This is a genomic window from Stenotrophomonas sp. 78350_Sma, assembly GCF_056482105.1.
Map to the genome: position 1 here is coordinate 393,554 of NZ_CM151182.1, position 13,620 is coordinate 407,173.

Annotated in this window: 11 protein-coding genes; 4 read left to right on the forward strand and 7 right to left on the reverse strand. The window is 66.5% G+C overall.

What is annotated here, in order from left to right; all coding sequences use genetic code 11:
* Positions 1–32 precede the first annotated feature (32 nt).
* Positions 33–578: a hypothetical protein gene (locus tag ACZK4H_RS01735; RefSeq protein WP_099551624.1), complete on the forward strand. Its 546-nt coding sequence runs from the start codon at positions 33–35 to the stop codon at positions 576–578.
* A gap of 66 nt (positions 579–644) precedes the next feature.
* On the opposite strand, the gene ACZK4H_RS01740 is transcribed toward ACZK4H_RS01735, so the two are convergent.
* Positions 645–1,814: a PQQ-dependent sugar dehydrogenase gene (locus ACZK4H_RS01740; RefSeq protein ID WP_099551623.1), complete on the reverse strand. Its 1,170-nt coding sequence runs from the start codon at positions 1,812–1,814 to the stop codon at positions 645–647.
* Positions 1,815–1,982: 168 nt separating this feature from the next.
* On the opposite strand from ACZK4H_RS01740, the gene yiaA reads away from it, so the two are divergent.
* Positions 1,983–2,438: an inner membrane protein YiaA gene (gene yiaA / locus ACZK4H_RS01745; protein WP_099551622.1), complete on the forward strand. Its 456-nt coding sequence runs from the start codon at positions 1,983–1,985 to the stop codon at positions 2,436–2,438.
* 44 nt (positions 2,439–2,482) lie between these two features.
* Here yiaA and ACZK4H_RS01750 read toward each other — a convergent pair whose 3' ends face one another.
* From ACZK4H_RS01750 to ACZK4H_RS01775, 6 genes are all read right to left on the reverse strand, one after another.
* Positions 2,483–2,806, reverse strand: a complete 324-nt coding sequence (locus tag ACZK4H_RS01750) for a hypothetical protein (RefSeq protein WP_099551621.1) — start codon at positions 2,804–2,806, stop codon at positions 2,483–2,485.
* A 110-nt stretch (positions 2,807–2,916) separates the two neighbouring features.
* Positions 2,917–4,218, reverse strand: a complete 1,302-nt coding sequence (locus tag ACZK4H_RS01755) for an APC family permease (RefSeq protein ID WP_049444533.1) — start codon at positions 4,216–4,218, stop codon at positions 2,917–2,919.
* Positions 4,215–4,976: a L,D-transpeptidase family protein gene (locus ACZK4H_RS01760; RefSeq protein WP_099551620.1), complete on the reverse strand. Its 762-nt coding sequence runs from the start codon at positions 4,974–4,976 to the stop codon at positions 4,215–4,217. Before ACZK4H_RS01760 ends, ACZK4H_RS01755 begins: the two co-directional genes overlap by 4 nt.
* A 15-nt stretch (positions 4,977–4,991) precedes the next feature.
* Positions 4,992–5,840, reverse strand: coding sequence for a MurR/RpiR family transcriptional regulator (locus ACZK4H_RS01765; protein ID WP_099551619.1), 849 nt, complete (start codon positions 5,838–5,840; stop codon positions 4,992–4,994).
* A gap of 520 nt (positions 5,841–6,360) precedes the next feature.
* Positions 6,361–7,455, reverse strand: a complete 1,095-nt coding sequence (locus ACZK4H_RS01770) for a dipeptide epimerase (RefSeq protein ID WP_099551337.1) — start codon at positions 7,453–7,455, stop codon at positions 6,361–6,363.
* The gene (locus tag ACZK4H_RS01775) at positions 7,452–8,891 is read right to left on the reverse strand and encodes a C40 family peptidase (RefSeq protein WP_099551340.1); all 1,440 of its coding nucleotides are present in this window, start codon (positions 8,889–8,891) and stop codon (positions 7,452–7,454) included. Before ACZK4H_RS01775 ends, ACZK4H_RS01770 begins: the two co-directional genes overlap by 4 nt.
* 132 nt (positions 8,892–9,023) lie before the next feature.
* Between ACZK4H_RS01775 and ACZK4H_RS01780 the strand changes: the two genes are divergently transcribed.
* Positions 9,024–10,496: a transglutaminase-like domain-containing protein gene (locus ACZK4H_RS01780; RefSeq protein WP_099551336.1), complete on the forward strand. Its 1,473-nt coding sequence runs from the start codon at positions 9,024–9,026 to the stop codon at positions 10,494–10,496.
* A 51-nt stretch (positions 10,497–10,547) separates the two neighbouring features.
* Positions 10,548–13,571, forward strand: a complete 3,024-nt coding sequence (locus ACZK4H_RS01785; protein ID WP_099551335.1) for a TonB-dependent receptor — start codon at positions 10,548–10,550, stop codon at positions 13,569–13,571.
* The last annotated feature ends 49 nt before the right edge of the window (positions 13,572–13,620 follow it).

Consider the following 13,620-nt stretch of genomic DNA (forward strand, 5'->3'; position numbering starts at 1 on the left):
ATCGGCATTCTTGGACCGATGGATGCCCGCGCATGCGTACGATCGCCGTGTTGATTCCCGCCCTGCTGTTGGCGGCCTGTTCGCAGCCGGCGGCGCCGCCGGCCGCGCCTGCGGTGGATGCGCCGCCGCCGATGGAGGCCAGCGCTGCAGCGACGCCTGCGGCTGAACCGGCGACGCCGGCTGCCGAACCTGCCGCAACCGCACCGGCGGATGCGCCTGCGGAAGACGCGCGTGCGCGCATCGAGAGCGTGCTTGGTGATGCCGCGCAGTACGAAAAGGTCTTCAACGCGTTCAAGACCGCCGTGGTCGGTGGTGATCGCGCTGCCGTGGTGGAGGAAGTGCGCTTTCCGCTGAACATCGCGGATGGAAAGAAGATCACCGGCCCCGGTGAGTTCCAGCGCAACTACGAGACGATCATCACCCCGGCGGTGGTCAAGGCGGTGTCCGAGCAGGACTTCGGCAAGGTCTTCGTCAACCAGCAGGGCGTGATGGTCGGCGATGGACAGGTCTGGTTGACCGGCGAGTGCCTGGACAAAGCCTGTGCGCGTTCCGAGGTGAAGGTCGGCACCATCCAGTAAACAAGAACGGCCCCGCATGCGGGGCCGTTGGGCAGGGGGCGATGCCGGCCAGCGGCCGGCATTACTTCAGGCCTTTGGGGTGAGCTTCAGCAGGCGCGCCTTGCTGCCGTCTTCCAGCAGCCACAGTGCGCCGTCCGGACCCTGTTCCACTTCGCGGATACGCTCGCCCATGTTGAAGCGTTCGGCTTCGCGCGGGCTGTCGCCATCAAAGGCCACGCGCACCAGCGAGGTCGACGACAGGCCACCGATGAAGCCGCTGCCCTTCCACTGCGGGAACAGGTTGCCGCTGTAGATCACGAAGCCGGCCGGCGAGATCACCGGCGTCCAGGTCACCTTGGGCGCGGCGAATTCCGGGCGCGTGTCGTGGTCGGGAATGGGGCGGCCGTCGTAGTGGTCGCCGTTGGAGACGATCGGATAGCCATAGTTGGCACCGCGCACGATCAGGTTCAGTTCGTCGCCGCCAGCCGGGCCCATTTCATGCGCCCACAGCTTGCCGTTGGCATCGAAGGCCATGCCGAGGATGTTGCGGTGGCCCAGCGACCACACCTGCGCGGCCACGCCGCCCTGCGAAGCAAACGGATTGTCTGCGGGCAGGCTGCCATCGTCGTTGAGACGGATGATCTTGCCGAGATTGCTGCCCATGTCCTGCGCCGGATCGAACTTCTGCCGCTCGCTGGAACTGATCCACAGCTTGCCGTCCGGGCCGAAGGCAAGGCGATGGCCGTAGTGGCCTTCACCACTGACCTTCGGGCTCTGCCGCCAGATCACCTTCAGGTCCTTCAGCTGGCCGGCACCGTTGGCGTCCAGCGCCAGCGTGGCACGGGCCACGGCGGCACCGCGGGTGTCCAGCGTGCCTTCCTCGGCATAGCTGAGGTACACAACGTGATTACGGGCGAAATCGGGATGCAGGATGATGTCGCCGAAACCACCCTGGCCACCGTAGGCGACCTTGGGAACGCCGGTGATCTCGTGCTTCTGGCCGCTGGCCAGGTCCAGGTGCTGCAGCGTGCCGCGCTTCTCGGTGACCAGCAGGCTGCCATCGGGCAGGAAGGTCATGGCCCACGGCTGATCGAAGCGGCTGACTTCGGTCGCGGTGAACGGGCGCTGGTCGGCAGCGGTGGAGGCTGCGGGTGCCGCGGTCGGGGCGCCGTTGGCGGCCGGGTCGGCGGCATTGCAGGCGGAGGTGGCAAGGATCGGCACCAGGCCGAGGGCGAGCAGCAGGGGCATGCGGGTCATGGGTATCTCCAGGGCGGGGATGCGGATGGCCGGGCTGTCCCTTGTATACCACTGCAGCCGTGACCGTCGTGGCCCGAAGGTCCTGCAACCCCTGTGCGAGGGCGGCGGGATCGTCTAGGGTGGGCACGCCCGGGCAAAGCGTGCCCGTCTGCCTGCCAAGGATCTGCAATGAACACTGCCATGCCCCACAAGCCGTCCACCGCCTTCATCGCCGCCTCGTGGGTGGCCCTGCTGCTGGGCGCCGCGGCCTACCTTGTCGGCCTGTTCAACGCCGCCACGATGGCGCTCAACGAGAAGGGCTACTACCTGACCCTGCTGCTGTTTGGCCTGTTCGCGGCGGTGTCGCTGCAGAAGAGCGTGCGTGACCGCGTCGAGGGCATTCCGGTGAGCGCGCTGTACTACGCGCTGTGCTGGTTCGCGCTGCTGTCGGCGCTGATGCTGCTGCTGGTGGGCCTGTGGAATGCCACCCTGGCATCGAGCGAGAAGGGTTTCTACGGCATGGCGTATGCGCTGTCGCTGTTCGGTGCGGTGGCGGTGCAGAAGAACACCCGCGACCTGATCGCCGCCGGTGGTGGCGAGAGCAAGCGCGGCGCGATCGTGCCACCGCTGCCGGAACAGGAGTGAGTGTGTAGAGCCGAGCCCGCGCTCGGCTCTACAACAGCCTGGCGCTATCGTGCCAGCTGCGGATCCGCCAGCTGTGCATCTTCCCAGCCACGGCGCGCCGCATTGCGTGCCTGCGCCCATTCCAGCCGGCTGCGGCCACGCTCGCTGGCCCAGCGCGACTCCAGTTCAGCTTCGACCTGTTCGTAGGCGCGGATCACGTCCTGCGCACGCGCGGCGTGGCCGATGCGGTAGGCCGGCTCGTAGTCCTCGAAGAACAACTGGTCATCGTAATAGGGCTCGGCCGTGTAGCGTTCGCGCCAGTAGTTGCTGACCGCGTCGCGCGGCGTGCTGTCGTCCGGTACGCGGCCGGGGATCTGGTACTCGGTCATGGAAGGCTCCGTTGAGGACGAAGCCTGATCGTGCCTGCGTGGCGGTTAACAGCCCGGTCCGGCAGTGTGATCGCCAGATCAATCCGCCGGGCATGGCCCGGCGCTGCCGGTCACCCGGCGTCGGCATCCTTGCGCGGCAACTTGTAGATCACCGCGCCGATGGCGAACGCGACCAGTGCAGCGGCAATGTTCTGCCAGCTGGCACTGGCGAACAGCGCCAGGCACAGCAGCAGCGCCAGCACCGGAATCAGCGGGCCGCCCGGCAGCTTCAACGCGCCGGGGCGGTCGGCATAGCGCTTGGCCAGCACCAGTACCGCAGCGGCCGTTCCGATGTAGGCGAACAGGCGCGTGGTCATCGACAGCAGCGCCAGCTGCACGAACGAGCCGGACAGCGCCAGACCGAGTGCGATCAAACCCTGGCACAGGATCGATGCGGCCGGGGTGTGGAAGCGTGGATGCACCTGCGCCAGGATCTTCGGACCGTAACCATCGCGGGCCAGCGCGAACAGGAAGCGCGGGCCCATCATCATCGTGTTGCTGTTGGTGCCGAGGATGGAGATGGTGGCACCGATGGTCAGGATCAGCGCCAGTGCTTCGCCACCGAAGCCGGCGGCGGCATCGGCCAGCGGCGTGGCCGAGCTGGACAGGCCGGCCAGCGTGCCTTGTGCCACCACCTGCACCGCGCCGTAGATGACGGTGACGGTGATGATCATGGTGATCAGCGCGAACGGAATGTCGCGGCGCGGATTGCGGTACTCGCCGGCCGCGGCCGGAATGTTCTCGAAGCCGGCGTAGGCGTACAGCAGCAGCAAGGCGGCTTCGCCCATGCGCTGCAGGTCGTGCGGGTCAGGGCGTTGTCCGGAGAAGGCCAGCTGCGGGTCGATGTAGAACGCACCGATGGCCACGAACAGCAGCAGCGGCAGCATCTTGCCGATCACCAGCACCACGCCGGTACGCGCGGCCGAGCGCACGCCAATGATGTTGACACCGGTCAGGAAGCCCAGCGACACCACGATCACCGCGATGCGGCCCATGCCGGCACCGGCCCACGGCCAGAAGCGCGCGACGGCATCGGCCAGCGCATTGCTCAATGCGGCCGCCGAGCTGATGCGGGTCAGCCAGATCATCCAGCCGATCTCGAACCCGGCGAAGCGGCCGAACGCCTCGCGGGCGTACAGGTAGCTGCCACCGGGTTCATCGAAGTAGCTGGCGGCCTGCGCGTAGCACAGCACCAGCAGCGCGACCACGATGCCAGCAGCGACCACGCCCCACAGGCTGAAGGGGCCGAGCAGGGCGACGGTGGCGGCCGGCAGCAGGTAGATGCCGCTGCCGATCACATCGTTGATCGACAGGCCGACGATCTGCCAGCGGCTGACCGCGCGCTGCAGCTGCGGTTCGTCCTGCGCGCTCAACGGGCGTCTCCGCTCAGTGCGGGCAGCTGCCACTGCGCCTGCAGGCGCTTGTACTCGGCACGCGGCAGCAGGACGAAGCGCGGCGCGTCCTGCGGGCGCAGCCAGTTCATCAGCGCCTGCATGCGTTCCTGTGGCATGGCCGTACAGCCGGCGGTGGCCTCACCGGGCGTGCGCCACAGGTGGGCGAAGATGCAGCTGCCCTTGCCGGGCTGGTTGTCCGGGTTGTGGGCGATCACGAAGCCTTCCTGGTAGCGCACGTCGCCCTTGTTGTGCAGGTCCAGCCGCATCGGCTCGGTGGAGCCCTTGACCGCCGCACTGCCGACCTTCTTTTCATCAACGATGCGGTTGTAGAACGGCGAACCGGGTACGTCCATGCAGTAGCTGCTGTCCAGCATCGGCTGGTAGGGCATCGCGGTGCCGGGGCGGGTGACGGCATAGCCGAACGCACTGCCGAGCGCGAATATGCCGGCCGGGCTGCGACCGTCTCCTTCCTGCTTCTGCGGGCCATCGGCCTGTGCCGGATGCAGGCCCAGTCCCCAGGCGCTGCCGGTACGGCCGAGCGCGACCGGGAACGCCTGTCCGTGCGTGTGCCAGCCCCTGCCATCGCGCACATAGGCCTGCAGCTGGCCCTGGGTACTGTCCCAGCCTTCGCTGGTGACCACGATCAGCTGCCGCGCGCCATCCAGCGGCGCCGCGTGAACGGATACCGCCGCAGCAAGCAGCAGTGCAGTGGTGGCAAGGCGGACCAGCGATCTCATCAACGTGCGCTCCGGTCAGGAATCCAGCAGGTGGTCGATCCGCTCCAGGTTCACCGCAAGCTGCTGCTGACGATCCGGATTGGTGTGGCAGAGCAGCACGAACAGGAAATCGAGCAGGGCGTGCATGGCGCTACGGTACAGCAGCTGCGCGACCTGCGGCGTGCGATCGTGCGCACACACCACCAGTGCTGCATCAGCATGCGCGCGCAGCGGGTTGGCGGTGTGGCGGGTGATGGAGATCACCTTGCCACCCATGTCCTGGAACTGGCGCGACAGCTGCGAAAGCTGTGGCAGGTTGCCGAATTCGGAGAACACCAGCAGCGCATCGCCGGGGCGCGCGGCCGACAGGTTGGCCAGCATCAGGATCGGGTCGGTATGCGGTACCACCAGCAGGCCGAGCAGCGACAGCCGCATGGCGAACTCGCGCGCGAACAGGCCGTCGTCCCCCAGGCCGTACACGAACAGCTTGGGTGCGCCGTCGAGCAGCTGCACGATGCGCTCGATCTCTTCACGCGGGTTGGCCTGGCGGGTTTCTTCTTCGGCCTGCGCCTTGCTGCGGCGCAGGGCGTCGCCCAGGCGCAGGTAGTCATCGCCGCTGTCAGGTTCGCTGGGGGCCTGTTGTGGATCGGCACCGGCGCGAGCCACATCCTGGCCGATCGAGTACTTCAGGTCCGGGTAGCCCTTGAAGCCGAGCTTCTGGCTGAACTTCACCACGCTGGACTGGCTGATGCCGAGCGCACTGGCCAGCTGCTGGGACGAGTAGTCGCGCAGCAGGTGGGCGTTGTCGAGGATGAAGTCGGCAATGCGGCGCTCGATGGCCGACATCTGCCCGCGCTCGGTGCGGATTTTCAGCAGGGGCGGCATACGGGACGTCCGGGTGTCTGCAAAGGCGTTGCGGTTGGCAGCGTAGAGCGTGTCATGGAATGGGGCGGGCGGGTGGGGTTTGCAGGGGACGCCGTGAATCCGTCCATGGAGGCTTGGCCGCGCCATCCATGGCGCGGACACCCCTGCAAACCCCACCCGCCCAACCCCGGACAGATCGCGCGCGTGCCAGCCGCGAAGAGGATACGAGGTAGAGCAGAAGCAGGAGCATCCACGCATGGCGTGGATCTACCCGGAGCTGCCGTTGAGTCCGCCTTCAAGCGAGCCGAGCACCGCAGGTCCGGCGAGGGCGAAGAGGCGCGGGTGTCTGAGCGCAGCGAGTTCCGCGCCGTCCCTCGGCGGGCCGAGGAGCGCAGGGCACCGGCGTGCGCAGCGCGTCGGCTTGCAGCCGGCGGAGCGTTTCTTTTGGTTACTTTTCTTTTCGCGAAAAGAAAAGTAACGCCCGACCAAGCGTCAGTCACCCGTGGCCGCTGTAGAGTCGAGCCATGCTCGACTGCGCGGTTCAACCCAGCATCTCCAGCCCGCGCACTTCGGTGATGCCCAGCCCCGGCACGTCGCTGATGCTGATCTCCGATTCGTTGAAATGCACGCCGCCGCGGACCGGGTCGAACTGGCCCAGTGACGGGCCGTCCAGGTCGACCTTGGTGATCACATCGCTCTTGGCAACCGCCAGGTGCACGGCGGCAGCCACGCTGATGCTCGATTCGATCATGCAGCCGATCATGCATGGCACGCCGTAGATGCCGGCGATATCGGCGATGCGGATCGCGTTGGACAGGCCGCCGGTCTTCATCAGCTTGATGTTGATGATGTCCGCGGCGCGCTGCTGGATCAGGTCCATCACCTGGCTGGGGCTGAACACGCTTTCGTCGGCCATCACCGGCGTGTTGACGCGGTCGGTGACGTACTTCAGGCCGCTGATGTCAGCCGCCTTCACCGGTTGCTCCAGCAGCTCCAGCACTACGCCGGCTTCCTCCAGGGTGCGCATCGCATGCACCGCCTGCTTGGCAGTCCAGCCCTGGTTGGCGTCCAGACGCAGCAGGGCGCGGCCTTCGACGGCGGCGTGGATCGCCTTGACCCGTTCGATGTCCAGGCCGATGTCCTTGCCGACCTTGATCTTCAGCGACTCGAAGCCGCGGTCGATCGCCGACAGCGAGTCGGCCACCATCTTGTCGATGTAGTCCACGCTGATGGTGATGTCGGTGGTGATCACCGGGTCGCCGCCGCCGAGCATCTGGTACAGCGGCGCACCGTGCAGCTGCGCCCACAGGTCGTACAGCGCGATCTCCACCGCGGCCTTGGCGCTGGTGTTGCGCTCCATCGCGGTCTGCACCAGCCCGCACAGTCGGTTGAGGTTGACCACGTCCTGGCCGATCAGGCGCGGGGCAATGAAGTGGCGGATCGCTTCGATGATCGAGCCGTGCGTATCGCCGGTGATCACGGCGGTGGCCGGGGCTTCACCGTAGCCGGTGTTGCCGGTGTCGGTGCGGATCAGCACCACCACGTCTTCCACGGTCTCCACCGTGCGCAGGGCGGTCTTGAACGGTGTCTTCAACGGCACGCGCAGCATGCCCAGTTCGATGGCGGTGATCTTCATTCAGGAGTCTTGGCCCGCAGGCGCTGGATGTTGGTGATGCGGTCGATGTAGCGGACGGTATCGCTGGCCATCATCGGCTCCAGCGGCGTGACCGAAACACCATTGAGATGGGCCTGCACGCGCGTGCCGTCGGCACCGAACCAGCTGCCGCCCGCCGTATCGTGGATGACCCAGGTGCGGCCGTCGACGTGGCCGATGGCCATCATCACGTGGCCGGGGATGTAGACCAGATCGCCCACCTGCAGGTCGGCGACGGCACGGTCGCGTAATGCCTTGCCGTCCTTGCTGGTGAACGGCAGGCGATCCAGTGCGGGGCTGACCGCCTGTGCACTGGTATTGCGTGGCAGCAGCACGCCGAAGCTGCGGTAGATCTCGGATACGAACCCGCTGCAGTCGCGGGTGTCGTAGTCGTGGCCCCAGCCGTAGCGTTCGCCGAGGAACTTGAAGGCCTGCTGCAGCAGCAGGCGCGGGGTCAGCGGCAGGTAGTCGGCGGCGGTGTCCTGCGAGCGCGGCAGCAGGGCCGGTACCAGCTTCAGGCGGCCGTCGGTTTCGCGCACCGGCAGCTGCACTACCCACGAGGCATGCGCCTGCTGGCCGTTCACCGGTTCGGCGGCGGGCCAGTCGGCCAGCACCGGCAGGCGCACGCCCATGTCCAGCTGCAGGCGCGAGACGCGCGGTTCCTCTGGGGTGTAGGCGGTCTGTGCGGTGGCGCCGGTGATGATCCGGTACGGTCCCTGCGCGCCGTAGCCGAGCACCGTGGCCTTGTCGCCGCTGGCAATGGCATCGGCCTCGATCCATGCGCTGTAGCGCTCGCTGTGCACGAACAGCCAGCGGCCGTCGGCACTGCGATGGACCACGGCGACCTTGTCACCGGGGAACAGTGCCGATTCCTGGAAGCGGTCGATGTCAGTGTCACCGACGGTGCTGAAGACGCGCTCGCGGGTGGGGAAGGTGCGCAGTGCGGCACGCTTCACCACCAGCCCGTAAGCCGGTGCTACCTGGGTGGGAATCGCATCGAGGCCGAGGTTGGCTTCGATGCCGCTGCGTAGCGCGGGGGCGATGGCCTGGCCCTTGTCGTCATAGAGGGCGCGGGTGGGCCAGCTCGACAGCGCGGTGATGCTGGCACGCACCGCCGCCGCGTCAAGCTGGGCGGGCAGTGCGGCGATGTCCTGGATGTGGCTGTCCTGCGCCCGCATCCGTGCGTTCTGTGCCTCGATCTGTGCGCGATCCAGGATCGGCGCATCGGCGTTGTCCAGGCGCGCGGCCCAGTATTGCGGGGTCAGGTAGGCCTCGTGCAGGCCGATCACATAGGGCAGCGGCGCACCCTGATCGGGCGGTGGTGCCGCCTGCGCAAAGGCCGGTGCGGCCAGCAGGCACAGGGCCAGGGTCAACCGGCGCGGCCAATGCCGGTGCCGTTCGCGGGAAGCCAGGATCATGCGCAGCACACCCTCCTCGAATGCCTTTTGGAATATTTATTCCTTTTGGCATAGAAAGCAAGAATAAATTATTGACCGGCATCCCGGCCCGTGTTACACAGCCATTACCACCCGCGCTGGGGAAGTGTCGCTGTGGATCCTGCCGTTCGCAAACCGCGTCTGCCTGCCGCCGCCGGCCTGTGTGCCGCGCTGCTGCTGTGGGCGTCTGCCGCGCAGGCAACGGATGGGCATGGCAGCCAGCAGGGGGCGCGCCAGGCGCAGGTGATCGACCTGATCGACAGCGGTCGCTTCAGCGATGCCGAAGCGTTGCTGGCAACGGCAGGCGATAGCGCCGAAGGGGCCTTCCAGCGCGAGCGCATGCGCCGCATCCGCTTGGATTTCAGCCTCGACCAGGCTGCCGCCAAGGCGGCCGTGCGCCGTTGGATTCCCGACCTCACCGACGAGGAGTTCGCGCGGTGGGATCAGCTCGGCCTGATCGAGCATCTCGACATCGATGGCGAGCGTTGGTACTTCAAGCGCGCACCGTCGAACCTGTTCCTGCTCAGCGACGAAGCACGCGCACGCCGCCGCGCGGATGCACCGATGTCACCGCCGGGCCCGAACGAGGTGCTCAACGCACACCACGCGCGCGTGCTTGCCGCGGCCGAACAGAGTGGCCAGGCGTCGGTGCTGCCGCAGCGCATTGAATTCACCCAGTCGCTCACGGTGAAAGCCGATGCCGTCCCGGCCGGCGAAACCGTTCGCGCCTGGATTCCCTACCCGCGCGAGATTCCCGGCCAGCAGGAGCAGGTGCAGTGGCTGGGCAGCACACCGGGCAAGGCGCGCGTGGCCCCGGCCAGTACCCTTCAGCGCACCGCCTACCTGGAAGCCAAAGCAGTAGCCGGCAAGCCGACCCGGTTCGAGATCCGCTACGCGGTGACGGTCTTCGCGCGGCACACCGCGATCGATCCGGCGAAGGTGCAGGCCGCGCCGAATGATCCCGCATTGAAGCCTTACCTGGCCGAACAGCTGCCGCATGTGCGCTTCACTCCGGCGCTGAAGCTGTTCTCCGACCAGGTGCTGCAGGGCGAAACACGCCCCTATGAAGTGGTGCGCAGGCTGTTCGCTGCGGTCGATCGTATTCCGTGGGCCGGTGCACGCGAATACTCCACGCTCAGCAACATCAGCGATCATGCGCTGCGCGCCGGCCATGCCGACTGCGGCCAGCAGACCCTGCTGCTGATTGCGCTGCTGCGCCTGAATGGCATTCCCGCGCGCTGGCAGTCGGGCATGGTGTTCTCCGACGACGGCAGCGGCTACAACAACCTGCACGACTGGGGGCAGGTCTACCTGGCGCCGTACGGCTGGCTGCCAATGGACGTGACCACCGGCGCGCTGGTCAGCGACGTGCCGGCGCTGCGCGACTTCTACCTGGGTGGCCTCGATGGCTACCGCATCGCCTTCAACGACGATTTCGGCCAGCCCTTCGTGCCGGCCAAGCAGCACTTCCGCTCGGAAACGGTCGACTCGCAGCGCGGCGAGGCCGAGTGGGCAGGCGGCAACCTGTACTTCGACCAATGGAGCTACGACTTCCAGTGGCGGGTACTGCCGGCCAGGCAACGCTAGCGCGACACATCACATTCCACACCATTCAATTCTTGCAGGAGAGAGCAGGGGATGAAGGCTTACAGCATCAAGCGGGCGGCGTTGTGCGTCGCCCTCGGGGCGTGTCTGGGCGTCGTGCTGCCCGGCATCGCGATGGCACAGAACGTGAGCGGCGCAGTCGCCGGCCGTGCAACCGCCGGTGACCAGGTGACCGTGGTCAGCAGCAGCACCGGCCTGACCCGTACCGTCACCGTTGGCGCCGATGGCAGTTACCGCCTCGGCCAGTTGCCGGTGGGTGACTATCAGCTGCAGCTCAGCCGCGATGGCCAGAAGCTCGGCGATCAGGTGTCGGTAAGCGTTGCCGTCGGTGGTACCACCACGGTCAACCTGGCCAGCGGCGGCGGTGTCACCAACCTGGATGCATTGCAGGTGCTCGGCACCCGCGTGATCAACCGCGTGGATGTCTACTCCACCGAAACCTCGTTCAACATCAACCGCCAGGAGATCTCGCGGTTGCCGGTGGCTCAGGACCTGTCTGCGGTCGCGCTGATGGCGCCTGGCGTGGTCGGTGGCAACTCCTCATTCGGTGGCCTGTCGTTCGCCGGTTCATCGGTGGCCGAGAATGCGGTCTTCATCAACGGCCTGAATGTCACCGACATGTATACCCGTCGTGGCTTCAGCACCGCGCCGTTCGCGTTCTTCAACGAGTTCCAGGTCAAGACCGGTGGCTACTCGGTCGAGTTCGGCCGCTCCACCGGTGGCGTGATCAATGCCGTGACCCGTTCGGGCAGCAACGAATTCGAGGGCGGTGTTGAAGTCACCGCCGAGCCCAGTGCGTGGCGCGCCAGTGGCGGCGATCATTTCCACCGCGACGGCACCCCACATTCCTACGGCAGCCGCGACAACAACTCCTTCCTGAAGACCAACGTCTGGGGCTCGGGGCCGATCATCAAGGACAAGCTGTTCCTGTTCGCAATGTACGAGGACCGCAGCGACAAGGGCCACAACACCTCGTCCGATGGCAGTACCTGGTTCAAGAACGATTCCGGCAACGGCTTCTGGGGCACCAAGCTGGACTGGAACATCAACGACAACCACAGCCTGGCGCTGCTGGCGTTCTCCGACGAGGGCGACGTCACCAATGCCTCGTACGGCTACAACTGGAATGCTGATCGGATCGGTTCCTGGGGCGGCGACTCGGTCACCGAGACCGGCGGGCGCAACTGGTCGGCCACCTACACCGGCCACTTCGGCCAGAACTTCACCGCGCGCGCCATGGTCGGCCAGAACAAGCAGCGTGCCTTCACCAACTCGTCGCTGGACCAGGCCTGCAGCCCGGTGTTCACCGACAGCACCTACGGCCCGCGGCTGGGCAAGCTGCAGGGGCTGCGCGCCGGCTGCCACCCGACCGGCGCGGCGGTGGCCGAACGTGATGACACCCGCGATGTCGCGCGCCTGGACTTCGAATGGCAGCTCGGCGATCACCTGCTGCGCTTCGGTGTCGACCGCGAACTGATGACCACCAAGCAGTCCACCCGTTATCCAGGGCCGACCGAGCTGAGCTACACCGCCTACGTGGCGCGGCCCGGCGATGAAGTGTGGGATGGCGCCAACGCCTATGTACCGGCCGGCGTCACCGAGATGCTGCGTGCACGCAACCGCCGTTCGGGCGGTACTTTCGAGACCGAGGCCAATGCCTTCTATCTGGAAGACATCTGGAACATCACCCCGAACCTGATGCTGAACCTCGGCGTGCGCTGGGACCGCTTCGAGAACCGGACCGCAGCCGGCAAGGCGTTCATCAAGATGGACGACCTGATCGCGCCACGCGTCGGCTTCTCGTGGGACATGCGCGGTGATGGCAGCACCAAGCTGTTCGGCAACGCCGGCCGCTATTACCTGCCGGTCACCAACAACATCAACGTGAATTTCGCTGGTGGCCTGACCGACGAATACAGCTATTACGTGCTCAACGGCTGGGAGCAGAAGACCTCGCCGACCGGCTCGCCGTACATGGCACCGATCGTCGGCCAGCAGATCGGGCCGACCGACACCCGCATGAACACCGGCGGTGCCGACCTGCGCCAGAGCGTGGACCGCGACCTCAAGGCGGTTTACCAGGACGAGTACATCCTGGGTTTCCAGAACATGATCAACCAGGCCTGGTCGTGGGGTGTCAACGCCACCTACCGGCGCATGACCCGCGCGCTGGATGACATCCGCATCAACTACACCCCGTGCGGCCCGACCCCCAGCACGTTGTGGCCGATCGCCAACCCGGGCGAGAGCCTGACGATCTGGGGCGACAAGAGCATCGGCTGTGCCAACGAAGGCTGGATCACCATCGACACCGCCAACAGCGGCTATCGAAAGGGCGGCAGTGGCGAGGTGATCGGCTACTCCAAGCCCAAGCGTACCTACAAGGCGCTGGAGTTCCAGATCGACCGTGCCTGGGACGAAAAGTGGATGTTCAACGCGTCCTACCTGTGGTCGAAGAGCGAAGGCAACTTCGAAGGCCCGGTGAACTCCGATACCAATTACGGTGACACCGGCATGGTGCAGTTCTGGGACCACCCGGCCACCAATGAACGCTATGGTGTTCTGTTCAACGATTTCCGCCATCAGTTCAAGCTGCGTGCCGCGTATGCGCTGAACAAGCAGTGGTCGTTCGGCACCACGCTGCAGGTGCAGTCCGGTGGCCCGATCACCGCCTACGGCGTGATGTGGCCGAACGACTCCATCGCCGGTGGCAGCACGTCCAGTGAAGGCAGTGGTGGTGGCACCGGCTGGCTGTGCGTCGCCAACTGTTCGGGCCCGTACAACCAGCGCCAGTTCGAGTACAGCCCGCGCGGCGCATTTGGCCGCCTGCCGTGGACCTGGACCATGGGCGCCAACGTGACCTGGCGCCTGCCGGTGGAGGGTATCGACCTCAGCGCCCGGTTGTCGGTGTACAACCTGTTCAACAACCAGAAGACCATCAACGTGCACCAGCGCTACGAGGCGCAGCCCGGCCAGTACCGCGAGGCGACGTTCGCTACCGGCACGCGCTGGCAGGCACCGCGCTATACCCAGCTGGTGGTGACCTGGAACTTCTGAGGCCACGCTCCGCGCCGTCCATCGTGACGGCGCGGGCAATGGAGGGGCC

What these genes read in the sequence shown, in the direction of transcription:
- ACZK4H_RS01735 (WP_099551624.1), top strand. Translation starts at nt 33, where the DNA reads ATGCGTACGATCGCCGTGTTGATTCCCGCCCTGCTGTTGGCGGCCTGT.
- ACZK4H_RS01740 (WP_099551623.1), bottom strand. Translation starts at nt 1,814, where the DNA reads ATGACCCGCATGCCCCTGCTGCTCGCCCTCGGCCTGGTGCCGATCCTT.
- yiaA (WP_099551622.1), top strand. Translation starts at nt 1,983, where the DNA reads ATGAACACTGCCATGCCCCACAAGCCGTCCACCGCCTTCATCGCCGCC.
- ACZK4H_RS01750 (WP_099551621.1), bottom strand. Translation starts at nt 2,806, where the DNA reads ATGACCGAGTACCAGATCCCCGGCCGCGTACCGGACGACAGCACGCCG.
- ACZK4H_RS01760 (WP_099551620.1), bottom strand. Translation starts at nt 4,976, where the DNA reads ATGAGATCGCTGGTCCGCCTTGCCACCACTGCACTGCTGCTTGCTGCG.
- ACZK4H_RS01765 (WP_099551619.1), bottom strand. Translation starts at nt 5,840, where the DNA reads ATGCCGCCCCTGCTGAAAATCCGCACCGAGCGCGGGCAGATGTCGGCC.
- ACZK4H_RS01770 (WP_099551337.1), bottom strand. Translation starts at nt 7,455, where the DNA reads ATGAAGATCACCGCCATCGAACTGGGCATGCTGCGCGTGCCGTTGAAG.
- ACZK4H_RS01775 (WP_099551340.1), bottom strand. Translation starts at nt 8,891, where the DNA reads ATGATCCTGGCTTCCCGCGAACGGCACCGGCATTGGCCGCGCCGGTTG.
- ACZK4H_RS01785 (WP_099551335.1), top strand. Translation starts at nt 10,548, where the DNA reads ATGAAGGCTTACAGCATCAAGCGGGCGGCGTTGTGCGTCGCCCTCGGG.